Here is an 18,012-nt window from a genome sequence, read left to right as displayed (position 1 = left end):
CTGAAAAGGCGGAGTACGGTAATGTTCTCAGCCTTATTTACGGCTGATGAAAAACCCGGTTTCCTTCTCGGTCTCAAGCACGCCGTTGCCAGCCTCGAACGCTTCGGCGATCGTCTTGCGAAATTCGGCAAGCTGCGCCTCGTCGGCTCCGTCGCCGGGAGGATAGGAAGTGAGGGCGAGGTACACGTCTTCCGGCTCCGTCACGCGCAGGCGGGCCGGATGTTCGGTCATCCTGACATTTCCAAACTGGGTCTGCATCAGTCGCTCGGCGGTATCATAGCCGAAGGCCGCGCCGGCAGGGTCGTAAGGCGGGCTGCCGAATACCGTGGTCAGCTCGTACATCTTGCGCATGTTGCTGGCGCCATTCGTCGTCACGGCAAGGAAGCCACCGGGTTTGAGCACACGATGCATTTCCGCGATGGCCTTGAACGGATCCTGTAGGTGATAGAACATATGCATCGCGATGACGGCATCGAAGGAGCCGTCCGTAAAGGGCAGGGAAGCAGCATCGGCGCGCTCGCCGGCGAGGCTGCCAAGCGGCAATGTCTCGCATCGCTCGACGGCTTCCTGAACCATGCCCGGAGAAAGATCGGCAAGAGTCAGGTCGAGATTTTCCGGCAGTGACGCCGCCGTTGCCGCCCAGAACCAGCCGGGGCCGCAGCCGATATCAAGAATGCGATCGCCGGATTTCAACGGAAGCTGCCGCGCCACCCATGGAAACCATCCGATTTCGGCGATCGTATATTCGTTGTTGAGCCGCGCGCGTGCAGCGAGCTTCTTGCTGTCCGCATACTGCTTTTCGTTGACGGAGTTTATCGACGACATGCCCGGATGCCTTTCGATCTGGATTGAAGAATGCCAGTTTTCGCCTCTCTTCCGCTATTGGCTGGTTGCGATGCTATCCCGCAATGGAGAAATATCGAAGGCCAATTCTCTTTATGGTTGGTTCGCTTACAGCGATCCAGCAAAGGATGTTGCGGCCAATAGTATGCCTGTAAGAATATTCGCCAGAAACAGCCGGTAATTGACCTCGGGGCGTGAAAGATCGAGGCGCCAGGTCTGCCAGCCGAGATGCACGGCTATGACGAGCATTCCGACCACATAGGGCAATGACATGCCTGCCATCCATCCGCCAACAGACCAAGCTGCGACGGCTATGGCGTAGAACAGGCCGATGAAGGTCTTGCCGCGCGCGCCAAACAGGATCGCAGTCGATTTCAAGCCCAGTTGCGTATCATCGCGAACGTCGACATAGGCGTAGACGGTATCGTAGCCGATCTGCCAGGCGATAGCCCCCAGCCACATCAGAACGGCCCCGACCGGAATTGTGCCTGTGACTTCCGACCAGGCCATCAGCATCCCCCAGTTGAATGCCGCGCCGAGAATAGCCTGGGGCCAATAAGTGAAGCGCTTGCAGAGCGGATAGACAAAGACAAGCGGTAGAACGCAGATGGCGATAACGCGTGTGTAGGGTGTCAGGAAGAGGAGGAGCGAAGCGGCCAATGCGAGTTCCACCGCCAGGAATATGAGTGCCTGGGGCACGCCGATCTGGCCGCTCGCCAATGGCCGAAAGCGTGTGCGCTCGACATGCCCATCAAACTTTCGATCGGCAATGTCATTGACGGTCGAGCCTGCGCTTCTCATCAACAATGCGCCCAACGAGAAGATGGCCAGCTGTCTGAGTTCTGGAAAACCGTGTGATGCTTGGATGAGCGCTGCCCAGCAGGGAAAAAGCGTGAGCCAAATGCCAACGGGCCGGTCCAGCCGCGCAAGTCGCGTGTAGGGTCTCAACGCCGCGGGCAAACGGCGGTCCACCCAGTCTCCCAGTGTTATATCGCTCAGATCGGGGCGGGTGGAAACGTTCATCATCGAAATCCGCGGTTTCATCGACGAAGAAAAATAGCGACTTCCCCACATCTCGCAACGGCTGGAAGTGCGGCTGCGTCAATCTAGCTTTGAGGCCACGTCCGGCCCGCGACGGCTATTTTCCGCTGCGGGCCGAAATCCGACCATACCCTCAAGCCGCCTGCGGCTTACGCTTCTCCCCAGCATCTGGAATGCGCGCGATGACCTTGATCTCAAAATCGAAGCCCGCCAGCCAGTTGACGCCAACCGCCGTCCAGTTCGGATAGGGCTTTTCGGTGAAGATCCGGTTCTTGACGGTCATGATAGCGCCGAACTGCCGCTCCGGATCGGTGTGAAACGTGGTGACATCGATGATGTCGTCGAAGGTGCAGCCTGCGGCTTCCAAGGTTGCTCTCAGATTGTCGAAGGCGAGTTCGACCTGTTTTTCGAAATCCGGCTCTGGGCTTCCATCCGCACGGCTACCGACTTGACCGGAGACGAACAGCAGGTCGCCGGAACGGATTGCGGCGGAATAGCCGTGCTCCTCATAAAGCGCATGTCTGTTCTTCGGGAAAATTGCATTGCGTGTCGTCATGGTGTCGGCTCTCATTCGCGTTGATCTGAAAAGATGGGAAGGACGCAAGCTCGCGCGAGGCTTCCAAACCGCCGTCTCGTTTGATATACGGTGCGTATGTGAAATATTGATATGCGCGACGTATGTCAATATTTCACATACGAAACGTATATGAAATTTGAGAGTGATATGGCAAAGCGCCTGGAAACAATGGAAGAAAATCGCACCAAGCTGATTGCCGCTGCGCGGAAAGCTTTCGCGGAGAAAGGGTTTGCGGCGGCTTCAATGGATGAGTTGACGGCGGATGTCGGTCTGACGAGGGGCGCGCTCTACCACAATTTCGGCGACAAGCGCGGATTACTCGCCGCAGTCGTCGATCAGATCGACAATGAGATGGCGCTGCGGGCGAAGGAGATCGGCGCACAGGCGGACGGTGACTGGCAAGGACTGCTTGCGGAAGGCGAGGCCTACATCAAGATGGCGCTCGATCCGGAGGTCCAGCGCATCGTCCTGCTCGACGGGCCGGCTGTTTTGGGCGATCCCTCGAAATGGCCAAGTCAGAATAGCTGCCTCGCGGGGACCCGGCAGACGGTGTCAAAGCTTCTGGAACAAGAGGTGGTCAAACCGGTCGATGCCGAGGCGGCAGCCCGGCTCATTTCCGGCGCAGCGCTGAATGCCGCTCTCTGGGTTGCTGCCAGCGATAATCCGACGGAGGTGCTGCCCAAGGCGATAGAGGCCTTCCGGACGATGGCTTCGGGACTGCTGGCAAAGACCTGATGCCGGTTATGGCTCAGCTGCTTCCGCGATCGGCGATTCGCGGAAGCCCCTGCGGCTCTGATCGAAAAAGCGGAAGCCCGCTTAGTTCATCCCCGCACGCGCTTCAGCCTCCATCTTGGCGAGATCGCGCAGCGCACCGGCAGGCATGTCCGGCGTCTTGGCACCGCTGACGGCATATTGCTGATCTTTTGAGCGGCCTCAATTTTGCTGACGATGAGGTCCCGCATAAGTCACGCCGTAGGCTCCGGTCGTTCGCTCGATATGCGCAAAACCGAGTTCGCCCAGGTGCATACCGGCGATCAACAGCCGCTCCGAGCTGACGAGATCCAATAGCCTTGATCGCGTCGATGCTGCCAGATGTGGATCCTGGTCAAAGGCGATCGATACATCCGGTCGTGCAATCTGGATCGCGGGAAAGTGGACGATATCTCCCCAGACCAACAGATTCTTGCCGCCGGAATTGAGACGATAGCCCGTGTGCCCTGGGGTATGGCCGGGAAGTGGCATCGCAGTGATGCCGGGAAGCACCTCACCGGCATCGAAAGAGCGCAGCCTGCCGCGATAGCCGTCGAACGCTCGACGCGCGAGGATAAAGTTGCCGCGGGCGCGCTCCGGCGCTCGGTTCAAATTGCCGTCGTCCTGCCAGAAGGCGATTTCGCGATTGTGGACGACAAGCTCGGCGTTCGGGAAGGTGGCCTCTCCGCAAGCGTTCATCAGCCCTCCGATGTGATCCGGATGGGCATGTGTCAGCAGGATCGTGTCGATATCCAGAGGCTGGATGCCGGCCAGAGCGAGATTGGTTTCCAGCCGGCCACCCCATTGTTTGAAACCGCCCGCTCCCGCGTCGATCAGGGCCGTGCGGCCGCCACTACGCACCATGTAGCAGTTGATATGAATCGAGGCGGGATCCTCGATCCTCGTCTTCGCCTGCATTCGAGAAGCATCTGTCGGGTCGATATTCGAGAGAAGGTCGAGGCTGGCAGCAAGGTAGCCGTCGCTGATGGCGGTAATTGTTAAGTCGCCAACCTGCTGGCTGGGAAACGCTGGATTAGTCATTGTTATCTCCAACCAGCCGCTCAGTTTCGCGCGTAGAGGCATGCGGCTCCATAGCCGAAGCAACGGATGCGCGCGGTGAGGGCGAGCTTATATTTGATGGCGTCATCCAGGCCTTGCATGAAGCGATCCATGACCGCCGGCGTGCGAAAGGGTTCAAGGCGATATCGGATGTCTGCAAAGACCTGATGCCCTCGGCCGGAGCGGACAGCGACATAGATGACATGCACGTTGGCCAATGCAGCTCGAAGGATGCCCGTGCAAAGTTCGGTGCATTGCTCCGTGAGATCGGCAAGTGCTTCGTCGCCCGGCATGCTTTCTGCGGGGATGAAGATTGTGACGTTCGGCATCAGAACCTACCGCGCTGTCTCGGAGGCGGCATTCTTGCCACTCGTCAATTGTGTCGTCATCGGTTCGTAGACATGAACATCCCCGGGAAGATGCCGAATGTCTGCAATCGCGGAGCGCTTCACCTTGGCGAGCCAACGGTGCTCCGGGAGCTTCTCCATTGCCACCGCATGCATTGCGGACGGGGTGAGGTCTAGGCGGGTGAGGGGCTCGGGGCCATGGGCGCTTAACACCAGATATTCGTCTTCATCGATTGCCGGCGCTCGCTCGATGCCATCATAAAGGTTTCGGTGCCAATCGGTGATGTGCTGCTGCCAACGCGCAAAATTTCCACCACCCTTTTGGCGATATTCCTCACCCGTCAGAACATCGAGGCCATCGATCGAATGCATGGCAAGATAAACCGGGCAATTGCGGCTGATTGCCTTCAAGCGCTGCGAGGTGTGAAAGCCACTCACCGAAATCAGGGCTGGGAGCTTATCCAGGCTATAGAAGTCGTTCCACTCCGCTTCGCTGGCTGGATCGGCAAAGCTGCATTCCACCGTGTAAATCATCGTATCACCTTTAGTTGCAGGGACCGGCTTTCGGCCTTGTTTCTCATTGATATTTGATCAAGATAGACTGCCATTCGTCGCTGGATATCGACATCGGCTCATGCTTTAGTGATCAAATATCAAGGTCGCAGCCGTTCGAGTGCCAAACCATCACATTGGGAGCCGCCCATGCGCCGCAAAATTCCAAGCAATTCTGCGCTCCTGGCGTTCGAGGCGTCGGCTCGCCATGGAAGCTTCGCTCGCGCTGCCGACGAGTTGGCCCTGACCGAAGGAGCGATCAGCCGCCAGATAAGCCGGCTCGAAGCCTTTCTCGGTGTCACGCTGTTTGAGCGGGTCGGTAATCGTGTTCGGCTCTTGCCGAATGGAGAGCGCTATGCCCTACAGGTTCGTGAGTCACTGGATCGGCTGGAGCGCGACAGTCAATATCTGATGGGGCAGAGCCCAATGGCGGCGCGAATATCGATATCGCCACCATCCCGACCTTCGCCGCGCGCTGGCTTATTCCCCGTCTTGGGCGGTTCCGCGAAAAGCACCCGAATATTATCGTGCATCTCGCCGAACGGATGGAGCCTTTTGTCCTTGCTGGAAGTGGGTTTGATGCCGCGATCCATTTCGATCACCCTGCCTGGACTGGAATGAGAACGCATCGGCTGTTGCAGGAGACGTTGGTTCCGGTTTGCCATCCGACGCTTCTCGGTAGCGCTAAAGTGCCACCAACTCTCGATGAACTGCCGCGCCTTCACCGACGCCAGAATCCGGACGCCTGGCAACGCTATGCGCAGGAGGCCGGGATTGTGCTGACCAATCCTGCGATTGGCCCGCGTTACGATCTTCACGTCATGCTGATTGAAGCTGCGCTCGCTGGACTGGGCGTCGCCCTGGTGCCACGTCTCTATGTCGAGACGGAGTTGGCAGAAGGTCGCCTCGTTGCGCCATGGCCCGATGGTCAGTCGATCTCCAAGACCTTCTGTCTCATCCTGCCGGAGCCGATCCGATTGAGCGACGGTCCGATCCAGGATTTTGCGAATTGGCTCCTCATGGAATCGCGGACGGCGAATATAACGATCTGACGGCCGTGGATTTTTAGGCCTCGAGAGTATCCGGATGAACGCGGCATTGGTTTTCGGGTTTTTGCAGCGGCGGGGCTAGCCGTTTTGAAATCGTTTCAGCAAAAACGCGAAAAACGCCTGACCGACGCCATTCCCTCCAGAATGGCGCCTCTGCGGATCTTGATCAATTCATCCCCGCGCGCGCTTCCGCCTTCATCTTGGCGATATCGCGTAGCGCACCGGCAAGCACGTCCGGCGTCTGGGCGCCGCTGACGGCATATTGCTGGTCGAAGATGAAGAAGGGCACGCCGTTGACCCCGATCTTCTGGGCGGCGTCGATTTCGCTGATGATGAGATCGCGGTCCGCATCGGAGGCAAGCAGCGTTGATATGACCGAACGGTCAAGCCCGGCTTCTTCTGCAATGTCGAGCAGCACCGCGTGGTCGCCAACATTGCGACCTTGCTCGAAATTCGCCTTGAAGAGAGCATCCACCACCTTGTCCTGCTTTTCGCGGCTTTCGGTGACGGACCAATGGATGAGGCGATGGGCGTCGAGCGTGTTCGGGCCGATCTTGATGGCATCGAAATCGAACTTGATGCCCACTTCGCGGCCGAGCTCGGTCAGCATCTTGTGGCCCTGCGCGACGCGTTCCGCGCCGCCGAGCTTTTGCTCGAGCGCCTTTTTCTGGTCAACGCCCTCTGGCGGATAGTCGGGATTGAGTCGATAGGGCCGCCAGTTGAGATCGACGCCTACTTCGTCCTGTACCTCGGCAATCGCCAGCTCCAGACGGGCCTTGCCGAGATAGCACCATGGGCAGACGACGTCCGAGACGATGTCAATCGTGATGCGTTCCATGGTTTCATCCTTTCGGTTTTTGGGCTGTTCCCCTCCATCTAGGCCTTTGCACCGATGGCTTCAACCGGTTACCGAAAGGGAACCATTGCGACCCTATTGCGCCGAGGCGTCCCACCAGGTCGACAATTGATAGCCGTAAAGCGGTAGCACGTCTGGACGGGCGATGTGGCTCCGCCGCGCTACCCATTGCTGGCCGATATGGTAGAGCGGCACCATGTAATAACCGGAGATCAGGATACGGTCGAAGGAGCGCACCGCGTCGCGGAAATCCTCGGCTGAATGGGCCGTCAGAAAATGTTCCATCAGTGTGTCGACATCGGGACTGGCAACACCGGCGTAATTGAAGCTGCCTGCCGCCTTGGCGGCTGCCGATCCCCATCGCCCAAGCTGCTCAGTGCCGGGCGATAGCGATGAGGGATAGGCTTTCAGGATCATGTCGTAATCGTAGTTTCCTGTCCGCAGCTGATATTGGGAATCGTCGACCGTGCGGATCGTGACGGATATGCCAAGAAGCGCTAGGGAACGTTGATAAGCGATGGCGATACGCTCTTGATCTGCATTCTGCGTCATGATCTCGAAACTGAGCTGGCGACCGGTGCCGTCGACCATACGCTCGCCCTTGATCGTGTAGCCGCCCTGCTTGAGGAAATTGACGGCCTTGCGCAGGATCTTTCGGTCGCGCCCGGAACCGTCGCTGACGGGAAGCTTATAAGTACCGTCGAGCACGTCGGGGTCGATGTGGTCCTTGATAGGGCCGAGCATGGCTAGCTCATTGACATCGGCCGGTACACCGAAGGAGGAGAGGTCTGAGTTCTGCCAGTAGCTCTCGGTGCGCGTATAGGCGCTGGAGGCAAGATTGCGGTTGAACCATTCGAAATCGAAGACAAGCGTCAGGCCTTTACGCACATTCTTGTCGGCAAAGATCGGCCGACGCGTATTGAAAACAAAGCCCATCATGCCGCTCGGCAACTTCGGCTTAAATGTCTCCTTCACGACCGCACCGGAACTTACGGCCGGGAAATCATAGGCTCGCTGCCAATGACTTGGGCTGCCGTCGGGATAAACGTCGATATCGCCCTTCTTGAAAGCTTCGAATAGGCTGGTTTCTTGCAGAAAATAGGTGACGGATATCTCGTCGTAGTTGTCGATACCGATTTTTGTGGGAATGTCCTTGCCCCAATAGCTGGGATCGCGCTGATAGATGATACGCTGGCCCGGATCGATGCTCTTGATTTTATAGGGTCCAGAGCCGACGGGAATGGCGAGCGTTGTTCGATCGAAATTATCCACATCGATGACGTGTTTCGGCAGGATCGGCAACATGGCAATGATTAGCGGCGTTTCGCGATTCGCCGCCTCATTGAAATGGATCCGCACGCTATGTTCGTTGACCTTCTCCATCCCACCGACTCCTTTCAGCGGAGATGAAAGGTTGGGGCGCCCCTTGTCTCGCAGAAGCTGGAAAGTGAAGATTACATCTTCCGGCGTCACTGGCTGCCCGTCCGACCATCGGGCCTTCGGATTGAGGTTGAACTGGATGAAGCTGCGATTGTCGTCCCATTCGACCGTCTGCGCCAACAATCCGTAAAGGGTGAAGGGCTCGTCGCTTGAGCGTTGCATAAGAGACTCGTAAACGAGATTGCCATATTCCGGGTCCCACATGCCGCGTGCGGTCGTGCGCATGCTTTTCAGAATGAAGGGATTGAGATTGTCGAAGGTGCCGACGACGCCATAGCTGACGCGGCCGCCCTTTTTGACATCCGGATTGACATAGGGGAAATGCTTGAAGTCCGCCGGCAGTGCCGGATCTCCGTGCATGGCGATGCCGTAAAGCGGCTGAGCCGCCGCGGCGTTGCACAAGGTTGCGAAGAACAGGAGGGCAGCGATCCGGAGCGCTTGCATGGCATCCTTTCCGGGAAGGGTACGATTCGGCCGAACATTATCATGAGCGTGCCGAATTCAACACGCGACTGCGGAAATCTTAGGACTTGGCAGAAAAGGCCAAAGAAAAGCTGGATATCCGTGCCAGTGCGATGTAACAGGGGTGCCGGGTTTCTCGGGTCATGTATTTGCCTTATTCATTCGACAGGTGGACGACGGTTTGACCCGAATTGCATGGGACGGCGTGCTGTCGTCCCGAAGCGGATTTCAGGAGGCGGTTTCGCTATGATGTTCAAGACTGACAACAAAATGCGGGCAGGTCTCTCTGCTCTGGCTCTCATGATTGGCGCGGCCATGCCGGCTGCCGCTTTCGCGCAGGACGCGTCCAACGCAGCTCCCGCTGATGGCGGCAGTGATCCCAACCAGCCGCGTCTGGGCTGGTATAAGACCTGCACCAAGCAGGACGATGCCGATATCTGCATCGTGCAGAATCTGATCATGGCAAACAACGGCCAGCTTGTGACGGCTGTCGGCCTCATCTCCGTCGATGGCAAGGTCAACCGCAAGATCCTGCAGATCTCGGTTCCGACCGCCCGCCTGATCCCGCCCGGCATCACCATGCAGGTCGATGGCGGCAAGGGCCAGAAGCTCGACTATGCCGTCTGCCTTCCGGACAAGTGCACCGCGGAAGTTCCCGTGACGGACGCGATGGTCGCTTCATTGAAGAAGGGCACCGACGTCACCTTCACCTCTGTGAACTTCCGCCGCGCTCCGAACCCGATCAAGATCTCGCTGACCGGTTTCGGCGCCGCTTATGACGGTCCGGCGATCTCCGATTCGAAGCTTGCCGAAAGCCAGAAGAGCCTGCAGGACAGCATGCAGAAGAAGGCTGAAGAAGCACGCAAGAAGCTCGAAGATGCGCAGAAGGCTGCCAAGCAGCAGTAAGCTGACGATAGTCTCGTTTCATGAGAAAAAGCCCGGAGTGATCCGGGCTTTTTCTTTGCTCTAATGGCCATATCCGATGCTCGGAAGCCAAATAAAAAGGGAAGGCGTTGGGAGCGCCTTCCCTTTCGAATAGGATAGGTTTTACACGTGTTTAATGGGCGAAGCTCATCTTGGGCTTGAGCTGCCCGGTCGGGGCCTGGTCGAAGATCTGAGCGACCTGCGGATTGCGTAAGGGAACGCCGCTCTCATCGTTAATGAGGTTCTGCTCCGACACGTATGCGACATATTCCGTCTCGTCGTTTTCGGCGAGAAGGTGATAGAAGGGCTGGTCCTTATCGGGACGCACTTCCGCGGGAATGGAATTCCACCATTCCTCTGTATTTGCGAATTCCGGATCGACATCGAAGATGACACCGCGGAAGGGGAACATCCGGTGTCGAACCACGTCGCCAATATTGAATTTTGCGTTTCGTTGTTTCATGGCACGACTTCCTTTCAAGCGATCATGTGGTGACTTTCACCACTGATATCAAGGATTTTGCCCCCATTCCTTCATCGAACTGTCACATTCGGCCCGAGTTATTTGGTCGAGCAGCATGTGATCGCTCAATGCGAAGACGCCATCGGGCGGGAGACCTGCCACCGGCTTCCCGATCATGGAGAAAGCCCCGGCAGGCCGGGGCTTTCGTGTCCGATATCAGACCGAGTAGTACATGTCGTATTCGACCGGATGCGGGGTCATTTCGAAACGCATGACTTCCTGCATCTTCAGTTCGATGAAGGCATCGATCTGGTCGTCGTCGAAAACGCCGCCAGCGGTCAGGAACTTGCGGTCCTTGTCCAGGCTTTCCAGCGCTTCGCGCAGCGAGCCGCACACTGTCGGGATCTTCTTCAGCTCCTTCGGCGGCAGATCGTAGAGATCCTTGTCCATGGCCTTGCCGGGATGGATCTTGTTCTTGATGCCGTCGAGGCCGGCCATCAGCATGGCTGCGAAGCCGAGATAGGGGTTGGCGGTCGGGTCAGGGAAGCGGACTTCGACGCGCTTTGCCTTCGGGTTCGAGCCGAACGGAATGCGGCAGGAAGCGGAGCGGTTGCGCGCGGAATAGGCGAGCAGAACCGGAGCTTCATAGCCCGGGACGAGACGCTTGTAGGAGTTCGTCGACGGGTTGGTGAAGGCATTGATGGCCTTGGCATGCTTGATGATGCCGCCGATGTAATAGAGGCAGCTTTCGGACAGGCCTGCATATTCGTCGCCGGCGAAGGTCGGCTTGCCGCCTTTCCAGATCGACTGATGAACGTGCATGCCCGAGCCGTTGTCGCCGAAGATCGGCTTCGGCATGAAGGTTGCCGTCTTGCCATAGGCATTGGCGACCTGATGCACGACATATTTGTAGATCTGCATCTTGTCGGCGTTGCGTACCAGCGTGTCGAACTTGATGCCGAGCTCGTGCTGGGCGGCTGCGACTTCGTGGTGATGCTTTTCGACGACGACGCCCATTTCGGCGAGAACCGTCAGCATTTCCGAGCGCATGTCCTGGCAGCTATCGATCGGCGGGACCGGGAAGTAGCCGCCCTTGATACGCGGACGGTGGCCGAGGTTGCCCGTTTCGTAATCGGTGTCGTCGTTGGACGGCAGTTCGCTGGAATCGAGCTTGAAGCCGGTATTGTATGGATCGGCCTTGTACTTGACGTCGTCGAAGACGAAGAATTCGGCTTCCGGGCCGAAGAAAGCGGTATCGCCGATGCCGGAGGCCTTGAGATAGGCTTCAGCCTTTTTGGCGGTGCCGCGCGGATCGCGGTTATAGGCTTCGCCGGAGACCGGATCGAGGATGTCGCAAAGGATGACCATGGTGGACTGCGCGAAGAACGGATCCATGTGGACCGTATCCGGATCGGGCATCAGCACCATGTCGGATTCGTTGATGGCCTTCCAGCCGGCAATCGAGGAGCCGTCGAACATGACGCCGTCGGCGAACATGTCTTCGTCGACACAGATCACATCCATGGTCAGGTGCTGGAGCTTGCCCTTCGGATCCGTAAAGCGCAGGTCGACGAACTTGACGTCGTTATCCTTGATTTGTTTCAAAATTTCGCTTGCGGTCGTCATTAAATTACTTCCCTTGACTTAGATGACGATTAAACGAGCCGCGGCCGAGAATAGGCCGGGCAGATTAAATGGCGTCGATGCCCGTTTCGCCGGTGCGGATTCGAATGACTTCTTCCACGTTGGAAACGAAAATCTTTCCGTCGCCGATACGGCCTGTTTGCGCAGCCTTGCGTATGGCCTCGATCACCGCTTCCGCATTTTCGTCCGCCAATACAACTTCGACCTTCACCTTCGGCAGGAAGTCGACGACGTATTCGGCGCCACGGTAAAGTTCCGTATGGCCCTTCTGACGACCGAAGCCCTTCGCTTCCGTGACGGTGATACCCTGCAGGCCGACTTCCTGAAGGGCTTCCTTCACTTCGTCGAGCTTGAAGGGCTTAATGATCGCTTCGATCTTTTTCATGAGAAAATGTCTCTCCGCTTCTCCTGATACAGCAGGACTACTCCCCGCTCGGCCAACGTAATGCACGTACCATGCCAATTGAGGACGGACCGCTGTAAAAAATCTCGGCGAATTCGCACCGAGACGATGAATTGATGAGGATTTTTCGGAAAAATGGAAGCGATTTCGCGCGGAAATGCGTGGGATAAGCAAAATTTCGCAAAAAAGAGCCACGCGCCGCAGGTTTGTGCTTCGGCAAGGCCTTGAATGTTATTGTTTAATTTTTATGCAAATGCATATTTATCGACCAAAATGGCCACCGGAATAGCGGTTGTTTTTGAGGCAGATTTCGCATCTATAATATCCGCCATGATGTTGCCGCTCACCGATCTGCTCCTCACCCCCGACGCCATGTCTGCCGTCGACCGCGCCGCAGCCGCATCCGGCATCGATTCCTACGGGCTTATGGAGAAGGCAGGGCAGGCGGTTGCTGCCGTCGCGCTCCGGCACTTTCCCGGAGCCGTCCGATATGCCGTTCTCTGTGGACCGGGAAACAATGGCGGCGACGGCTATGTGGCAGCGCGCGCGCTGAAACAGGCCGGGGCCGACGTGCGGCTTTTCCGTCTTGGCGATCCCCAGCGGCTCAAGGGCGATGCTATCAGTGCTTTTGCTGATTGCCCGGTCGCGGGCGAGACGATCGAGGGCTTTATTCCACTGGCTGGCGACGTCGTGATCGATGCGATCTTCGGCGCGGGCCTGTCGCGGCCGGTTCCGGATGACGTGGCCGCCGTTATCGCTCGCGTCGCGGCTGCTGATATTCCCGTGATTTCAGTCGATCTTCCGTCGGGTCTCGATGGTCGTAGCGGTCAGGTTCTCGGTGCAGCCTTCCACGCCGCGCACACGGTGACCTTCATGACGCGCAAGCCGGGCCATCTTCTCTTGCCCGGTCGCGATCTGTGCGGCGAGCTGGAGGTTTTCGACATCGGCATTCCCGACCGCATCGTCCGCGCGCACGCCGATCGCTCGCTCGCCGAAAACAAGCCGGCACAATGGCAGGCGGCCATACCTTCGGCGGGCGTCGATACGCACAAATACAAGCGCGGCCATCTCGTCGTCTTCTCGGGCGGGCCGAACGCGACAGGTGCCGCGCGCATGTCCGCCATGGCCGGGTTGAAGGCGGGGGCAGGGCTCGTCACCATCGCCTCGCCGCCAGAAGCGCTTGATGTCAATGCCGGCCTGCTGACGGCAATCATGCTGCATTCCATCGCGGATGAAGCCTCATTGCTCGAATGGCTTGCCGATAAACGCCTTTCGAGCTTCATTCTTGGGCCTGGCTTCGGCGCCGGCGAAAAGGCGCGGCAATTCTGCTTCGCGCTCGCGGATCGCCACCTGGTGCTGGATGCCGACGGCATCACCTCATTTCGCGACGAGCCGCAACGGCTGTTCGATGCCTTTGCCGAAGGACCGACACGCTTGGTGCTGACACCCCATGAGGGAGAGTTCGGCCGGCTCTTTCCCGATATCGCTGCGGACGAAAGCTTGAGCAAGGTCGACAAGGCGAGGGCGGCGGCAGCCAGAGCTCACGCCGCCATCATCTACAAGGGTGCCGATAGCGTCATCGCCGCTCCGGACGGCAGAGCACTGATCAACGCCAATGCGCCACCCTGGCTTGCGACCGCCGGCTCCGGCGACGTACTTGCCGGCATTGTCGGCGGCCTGATGGCGCAGGGGGCGCCGGCCTTCGAGGCGGCCGCCGCCGGCGTCTGGCTGCATGGGCTTGCCGGTCAACATGCCGGGAAGGGGCTGACCGCCGAAGACCTCGTCGCAGCCGTTAAACCGCTATAGCGCTATTTCGCAACTTCCTGCTGCAGGGCGATCGCACCGGGCGGCGCATTTACCTTGCCTTCATGGATCATGAAGGCGAAGACATCGCGCGGCTCCTCCTTGACCTTACGCTTTGCATCGATCAGCGGCAGATCGTCCGGTACCCTTCCGGCGGCCCAGCTTTTCAAGCGATCCGCCCAGGCTTTCAGATCCTTCGGCGGATAGCAGGTCTTGATATCGTCCGATCCCTTCTGCAGGCGGGCATAGACGAAGTCTGCCGTGACATCCGCAATCATCGGATACTCGAAATGCTCGGCGCAAACGGGCGCGACATTGTATTTTTCGAGCAGCGCGACGAACTCCGGCACTTTGAAGGAATCGTGCCGGACCTCGACGACGTGTCTCAGCGCAAGACCATCCTGCTTCGCCGGTAGCAGCTTGAGGAAAGCCTCGAAATCATCCGGATCGAATTTCTTCGTCGGTGCGAACTGCCAGAGCAGCGGGCCGAGGTGATCGCCGAGCTCGCTGATGCCGGATTCCAGGAACTTCTGCATCGATTCACCGGCTTCGGAAAGAACCCGCCGGTTGGTGACGAAACGTGTCGCCTTCAGGGAGAAGATGAAGCCATCGGGAACATCGGCCGCCCATTTGGCAAACACTTCAGGCTTTTGCGTGCTGTAATAGGTGCCGTTGACCTCGATCACTTTCAGCTGGCGGCTGGCATAATTCAGCTCGTCTTTCTGCTTCAGCGTGTCGGGATAGAAGGTCCCGCGCCAAGGTTCGAAGGTCCAGCCGCCTATGCCTGTGCGGATTTCGCCCGCTTTGGTCATTCTCTCCTCCTTGGCCATTCGGCCGGTCAATCTCACTCCGCCGCCGCAACCTTCTTCACCGGGCGCCGCTCCAGCAACTCCTTCAGGAACTGCCCCGTATAGGAGCGCTTTTCCTTGACAATCGTCTCCGGCGTGCCGACAGCCACGATCTCGCCGCCGCCATCACCGCCCTCCGGACCGAAATCGAGGATCCAGTCGGCAGTCTTGATGACTTCGAGATTGTGTTCGATGACGACAACCGAATTTCCTTGATTGACCAGTTCGTGCAGCATCTCCAGAAGCTTGGCGACATCGTGGAAGTGCAGCCCGGTTGTGGGCTCGTCGAGGATGTAGAGCGTGCGGCCGGTCGATCGCTTCGACAGCTCCTTGGCTAGTTTGACGCGCTGCGCCTCGCCACCCGAAAGCGTATTGGCCTGCTGCCCGACCTTGATATAGCCCAGGCCGACGTCCTTCAGGCTCTGCAGCTTGTCGCGCACGGCGGGAACGGCCGCGAAGAAATCGACGCCTTCCTCGACCGTCATGTCGAGCACATCGGCGATCGACTTGGTCTTGAAGGTGACGTCTAGGGTCTCGCGATTGTAGCGCTTGCCGTGGCAGACGTCGCAAGTGACGTAAACATCGGGCAGGAAGTGCATCTCGATCTTGATGACGCCGTCGCCCTGGCAAGCCTCGCAGCGGCCGCCCTTGACGTTGAAGGAGAAACGGCCGGGCTGATAGCCGCGCGCCTTGGCTTCCGGCAATCCGGCGAACCAGTCGCGGATCGGAGTGAAGGCGCCGGTATAGGTCGCCGGATTCGAGCGCGGCGTGCGGCCGATCGGTGACTGATCGATATCGATGACCTTGTCGATATGCTCGAAACCGTCGATACGGTCATGATCGGCAGGAATCTCGCGGGCACCCATGACGCGGCGTGCCGCCGACTTGTAAAGCGTCTCGATCAGGAAGGTGGACTTACCACCGCCGGAAACGCCTGTGACCGCCGTAAACACGCCGAGCGGGATGGATGCCGTGACGTTCTTCAGGTTGTTGCCGCGCGCGCCGACAACCTTGATTTCCTTGCCCTTTTTGGGCTTGCGGCGTTCATCCGGAACCGGCACGCCGAGCTCGCCGGACAGATATTTACCGGTCAGTGACTTCGGGTTCGCCATGATATCCTGCGGTGTGCCATGCGCCACCACCTGGCCGCCATGCACGCCGGCTGCGGGACCGATATCGACGACATCGTCGGCCGTCAGGATCGCATCCTCGTCGTGCTCAACGACGATGACGGTGTTGCCGATATCGCGCAGATGCTTCAGCGTCTCCAGCAGGCGGGCGTTGTCGCGCTGATGCAGCCCAATGGAGGGCTCGTCGAGAACGTAGAGAACGCCCGTCAATCCCGAACCGATCTGCGATGCCAGCCGGATGCGCTGGCTCTCACCGCCGGACAGCGTGCCCGAATTACGCGACAAGCTCAGATATTCGAGGCCGACATCATTGAGGAAGCGCAGGCGATCGCGGATTTCCTTGAGGATGCGGACAGCAATCTCGTTCTGCTTGTCAGTGAATGTTCCCGGCAGCGCGTCAAACCAGTCGCGGGCAACGCGGATCGACATCTCCGCCACCTGGCTGATGTGCAGCTTGTCGATCTTGACCGCCAGGGCTTCCGGTTTCAGGCGATAGCCGTTGCAGGCCGGGCAGGGGGCGGCCGACATGAAGCGTTCGATCTCCTCGCGCGCCCAGGCGGAATCCGTTTCCTTCCAGCGGCGCTCGAGGTTCGGCACGATGCCTTCGAAATTCTTGTGCGTGGTGTAGGAGCGCGCGCCATCGGCATAGTGGAATTCTATCTTGTCTTCCGTGCCGTTCAGAATGACATCCTTGGCCTTGTCGGACAGCTCATTCCAGCGATTGCCGAGCTTGAAGCCGTAGTGCTTGCCGAGCCCCTCCAGCGTCTGATTGTAATAGGGCGAGGTCGACTTGGCCCAGGGCGCGATCGCGCCATCGCGCAGCGTGCGTTCGGGTTCCGGCACGATCAGTTCCGGATCGATTTTCTGCTGCGAGCCCAAACCGTCACAGGACGGGCAGGCGCCGAAGGGATTGTTGAACGAGAACAGACGCGGCTCGATTTCCGGAATGGTGAAGCCGGAAACCGGGCAGGCAAATTTCTCCGAGAAAAGCACGCGCTCATGTGTTTCGTTCAGCGACTTGTTGGCGGAGCCGCCGGCAGCGGTCTCCTCCGGCGGCAACGGCTTGTCGGCGAATTCCGCGACGGCAAGACCGTCGGCAAGCCGCAAAGAGGTCTCGAAGCTGTCAGCGAGACGCGCCGCCATGTCCGGACGTACGACGATACGGTCGACGACCACATCAATGTCGTGCTTGTATTTCTTGTCGAGCGCCGGCACATCGGCGATCTCGTAGAACTGGCCGTCGACCTTGACGCGCTGGAAGCCCTTTTTCATGAGCTCCGCCAGTTCCTTCTTATATTCGCCCTTACGCCCGCGCACGAGCGGCGCGAGAATATAAAGCCTCGTACCTTCCTCATAAGCGAGAACGCGATCGACCATCTGGCTGACCGTCTGGCTCTCGATCGGCAGGCCAGTGACCGGCGAATAGGGAACGCCGACGCGGGCAAACAGCAGACGCATATAGTCGTAGATTTCAGTGACCGTGCCGACCGTCGAGCGCGGATTGCGCGAGGTCGTCTTCTGCTCGATCGAAATCGCCGGCGAGAGGCCGTCGATCTGGTCGACATCCGGCTTCTGCATCATTTCGAGGAACTGGCGTGCGTATGCCGAAAGGCTTTCGACATAGCGGCGCTGGCCCTCGGCATAGATGGTGTCGAAGGCGAGCGACGATTTCCCGGAGCCGGAAAGGCCGGTCATGACGATCAGCTTGTTGCGTGGCAGGTCAAGATCGATGCCCTTGAGATTGTGCTCGCGCGCACCACGTATGGAAATAGTCTTCAGTTCGCTCATCGTCGTATGCAGGTCCCTTGGAGTCTGCCTTTA

At 58.6% G+C, this 18,012-nt stretch carries 17 protein-coding genes and 2 pseudogenes; 5 read left to right on the top strand and 14 right to left on the bottom strand.

From position 1 onward, the window contains the following. Positions 1 to 33: 33 nt before the first annotated feature. From FBZ99_RS01925 to FBZ99_RS01915, 3 genes are all read right to left on the bottom strand, one after another. Positions 34 to 825, bottom strand: a complete 792-nt coding sequence (locus FBZ99_RS01925; protein WP_113352550.1) for a class I SAM-dependent methyltransferase — start codon at positions 823 to 825, stop codon at positions 34 to 36. Between the two features lie 126 nt (positions 826 to 951). Then, positions 952 to 1,866, bottom strand: coding sequence for a 4-hydroxybenzoate octaprenyltransferase (gene ubiA, locus FBZ99_RS01920; RefSeq protein ID WP_113352680.1), 915 nt, complete (start codon positions 1,864 to 1,866; stop codon positions 952 to 954). Between the two features lie 151 nt (positions 1,867 to 2,017). Next, positions 2,018 to 2,440, bottom strand: coding sequence for a RidA family protein (locus FBZ99_RS01915; protein ID WP_113352679.1), 423 nt, complete (start codon positions 2,438 to 2,440; stop codon positions 2,018 to 2,020). A gap of 168 nt (positions 2,441 to 2,608) precedes the next feature. On the opposite strand from FBZ99_RS01915, the gene FBZ99_RS01910 reads away from it, so the two are divergent. Beyond that, a complete protein-coding gene (locus FBZ99_RS01910; RefSeq protein ID WP_113333764.1) occupies positions 2,609 to 3,196 on the top strand; it encodes a TetR/AcrR family transcriptional regulator in 588 nt (195 codons plus the stop codon). Between the two features lie 81 nt (positions 3,197 to 3,277). On the opposite strand, the pseudogene FBZ99_RS01905 reads toward FBZ99_RS01910, so the two are convergent. The 4 genes and pseudogenes from FBZ99_RS01905 to FBZ99_RS01890 all read right to left on the bottom strand — a co-directional run. Beyond that, positions 3,278 to 3,382: pseudogene (locus FBZ99_RS01905) on the bottom strand (disulfide bond formation protein DsbA); the annotation flags it as partial. A 12-nt stretch (positions 3,383 to 3,394) separates the two neighbouring features. Next, on the bottom strand, positions 3,395 to 4,252 hold the full coding sequence (locus FBZ99_RS01900) for an MBL fold metallo-hydrolase (protein ID WP_113352548.1): 858 nt from the start codon (positions 4,250 to 4,252) through the stop codon (positions 3,395 to 3,397). 20 nt (positions 4,253 to 4,272) lie between these two features. Further along, positions 4,273 to 4,599 carry a hypothetical protein gene (locus FBZ99_RS01895; protein WP_113352547.1) on the bottom strand — a complete coding sequence of 109 codons (327 nt, stop codon included), beginning with the start codon at positions 4,597 to 4,599 and terminating at the stop codon, positions 4,273 to 4,275. A 6-nt stretch (positions 4,600 to 4,605) separates the two neighbouring features. Beyond that, positions 4,606 to 5,151 carry a sugar ABC transporter gene (locus tag FBZ99_RS01890; RefSeq protein WP_113395992.1) on the bottom strand — a complete coding sequence of 182 codons (546 nt, stop codon included), beginning with the start codon at positions 5,149 to 5,151 and terminating at the stop codon, positions 4,606 to 4,608. A gap of 168 nt (positions 5,152 to 5,319) precedes the next feature. Between FBZ99_RS01890 and FBZ99_RS33400 the strand changes: the two are divergent. Beyond that, positions 5,320 to 5,460, top strand: a pseudogene (locus FBZ99_RS33400) (LysR family transcriptional regulator); the annotation flags it as partial. Between the two features lie 113 nt (positions 5,461 to 5,573). Continuing rightward, on the top strand, positions 5,574 to 6,221 hold the full coding sequence (locus FBZ99_RS33395) for a LysR substrate-binding domain-containing protein (protein ID WP_333783687.1): 648 nt from the start codon (positions 5,574 to 5,576) through the stop codon (positions 6,219 to 6,221). Positions 6,222 to 6,384: 163 nt separating this feature from the next. Here the strand turns inward: FBZ99_RS33395 and FBZ99_RS01880 are convergent, their stop codons facing one another. Continuing rightward, complete coding sequence (locus FBZ99_RS01880) at positions 6,385 to 7,056, bottom strand: DsbA family oxidoreductase (protein ID WP_069612156.1); 672 nt, start codon at positions 7,054 to 7,056, stop codon at positions 6,385 to 6,387. 93 nt (positions 7,057 to 7,149) lie between these two features. After that, the gene (locus tag FBZ99_RS01875; protein ID WP_113333770.1) at positions 7,150 to 8,958 is read right to left on the bottom strand and encodes an extracellular solute-binding protein; all 1,809 of its coding nucleotides are present in this window, start codon (positions 8,956 to 8,958) and stop codon (positions 7,150 to 7,152) included. Positions 8,959 to 9,222: 264 nt separating this feature from the next. Between FBZ99_RS01875 and FBZ99_RS01870 the strand changes: the two genes are divergently transcribed. Beyond that, positions 9,223 to 9,882 carry an invasion associated locus B family protein gene (locus tag FBZ99_RS01870; protein ID WP_113352544.1) on the top strand — a complete coding sequence of 220 codons (660 nt, stop codon included), beginning with the start codon at positions 9,223 to 9,225 and terminating at the stop codon, positions 9,880 to 9,882. A 151-nt stretch (positions 9,883 to 10,033) separates the two neighbouring features. On the opposite strand, the gene hspQ is transcribed toward FBZ99_RS01870, so the two are convergent. The 3 genes from hspQ to FBZ99_RS01855 all read right to left on the bottom strand — a co-directional run bounded on the left by hspQ (position 10,034) and on the right by FBZ99_RS01855 (position 12,392). Then, on the bottom strand, positions 10,034 to 10,363 hold the full coding sequence (gene hspQ / locus FBZ99_RS01865; protein WP_069612159.1) for a heat shock protein HspQ: 330 nt from the start codon (positions 10,361 to 10,363) through the stop codon (positions 10,034 to 10,036). Positions 10,364 to 10,579: 216 nt separating this feature from the next. Further along, entirely contained in the window at positions 10,580 to 11,989 is a 1,410-nt protein-coding gene (gene glnA / locus FBZ99_RS01860) for a type I glutamate--ammonia ligase (RefSeq protein WP_113333771.1), read from the bottom strand. A 64-nt stretch (positions 11,990 to 12,053) separates the two neighbouring features. Then, positions 12,054 to 12,392 carry a P-II family nitrogen regulator gene (locus FBZ99_RS01855; protein WP_015339877.1) on the bottom strand — a complete coding sequence of 113 codons (339 nt, stop codon included), beginning with the start codon at positions 12,390 to 12,392 and terminating at the stop codon, positions 12,054 to 12,056. Between the two features lie 348 nt (positions 12,393 to 12,740). Here FBZ99_RS01855 and FBZ99_RS01850 point away from each other — a divergent pair, with 348 nt between their 5' ends. After that, positions 12,741 to 14,216 carry an NAD(P)H-hydrate dehydratase gene (locus FBZ99_RS01850; protein WP_113389618.1) on the top strand — a complete coding sequence of 492 codons (1,476 nt, stop codon included), beginning with the start codon at positions 12,741 to 12,743 and terminating at the stop codon, positions 14,214 to 14,216. 2 nt (positions 14,217 to 14,218) lie between these two features. Here the strand turns inward: FBZ99_RS01850 and FBZ99_RS01845 are convergent, their stop codons facing one another. Next, positions 14,219 to 15,025, bottom strand: coding sequence for a DUF72 domain-containing protein (locus tag FBZ99_RS01845; RefSeq protein WP_113333773.1), 807 nt, complete (start codon positions 15,023 to 15,025; stop codon positions 14,219 to 14,221). A 32-nt stretch (positions 15,026 to 15,057) separates the two neighbouring features. Beyond that, entirely contained in the window at positions 15,058 to 17,979 is a 2,922-nt protein-coding gene (uvrA, locus tag FBZ99_RS01840) for an excinuclease ABC subunit UvrA (protein ID WP_145631255.1), read from the bottom strand. Positions 17,980 to 18,012: the final 33 nt, after the last annotated feature.

The organism is Rhizobium sp. ERR 1071, assembly GCF_007828675.1.
Lineage (GTDB): Bacteria > Pseudomonadota > Alphaproteobacteria > Rhizobiales > Rhizobiaceae > Rhizobium > Rhizobium dioscoreae.
The sequence above is the reverse complement of the archived record's forward strand: the minus strand, read 5'-3'. Positions and strand labels throughout refer to the sequence as shown.

Excerpts from the sequence above, each read along its gene's own strand:
- FBZ99_RS01870 (WP_113352544.1), top strand. The coding sequence starts at position 9,223 with ATGATGTTCAAGACTGACAACAAAATGCGGGCAGGTCTCTCTGCTCTG.
- FBZ99_RS01880 (WP_069612156.1), bottom strand. The coding sequence starts at position 7,056 with ATGGAACGCATCACGATTGACATCGTCTCGGACGTCGTCTGCCCATGG.
- FBZ99_RS01855 (WP_015339877.1), bottom strand. The coding sequence starts at position 12,392 with ATGAAAAAGATCGAAGCGATCATTAAGCCCTTCAAGCTCGACGAAGTG.
- FBZ99_RS01850 (WP_113389618.1), top strand. The coding sequence starts at position 12,741 with ATGATGTTGCCGCTCACCGATCTGCTCCTCACCCCCGACGCCATGTCT.
- FBZ99_RS01845 (WP_113333773.1), bottom strand. The coding sequence starts at position 15,025 with ATGACCAAAGCGGGCGAAATCCGCACAGGCATAGGCGGCTGGACCTTC.
- FBZ99_RS01915 (WP_113352679.1), bottom strand. The coding sequence starts at position 2,440 with ATGACGACACGCAATGCAATTTTCCCGAAGAACAGACATGCGCTTTAT.
- hspQ (WP_069612159.1), bottom strand. The coding sequence starts at position 10,363 with ATGAAACAACGAAACGCAAAATTCAATATTGGCGACGTGGTTCGACAC.
- FBZ99_RS01890 (WP_113395992.1), bottom strand. The coding sequence starts at position 5,151 with ATGATTTACACGGTGGAATGCAGCTTTGCCGATCCAGCCAGCGAAGCG.
- uvrA (WP_145631255.1), bottom strand. The coding sequence starts at position 17,979 with ATGAGCGAACTGAAGACTATTTCCATACGTGGTGCGCGCGAGCACAAT.
- FBZ99_RS01900 (WP_113352548.1), bottom strand. The coding sequence starts at position 4,252 with ATGACTAATCCAGCGTTTCCCAGCCAGCAGGTTGGCGACTTAACAATT.
- FBZ99_RS01925 (WP_113352550.1), bottom strand. The coding sequence starts at position 825 with ATGTCGTCGATAAACTCCGTCAACGAAAAGCAGTATGCGGACAGCAAG.
- FBZ99_RS01910 (WP_113333764.1), top strand. The coding sequence starts at position 2,609 with ATGGCAAAGCGCCTGGAAACAATGGAAGAAAATCGCACCAAGCTGATT.
- FBZ99_RS01895 (WP_113352547.1), bottom strand. The coding sequence starts at position 4,599 with ATGCCGAACGTCACAATCTTCATCCCCGCAGAAAGCATGCCGGGCGAC.
- glnA (WP_113333771.1), bottom strand. The coding sequence starts at position 11,989 with ATGACGACCGCAAGCGAAATTTTGAAACAAATCAAGGATAACGACGTC.
- FBZ99_RS01875 (WP_113333770.1), bottom strand. The coding sequence starts at position 8,958 with ATGCAAGCGCTCCGGATCGCTGCCCTCCTGTTCTTCGCAACCTTGTGC.
- ubiA (WP_113352680.1), bottom strand. The coding sequence starts at position 1,866 with ATGAACGTTTCCACCCGCCCCGATCTGAGCGATATAACACTGGGAGAC.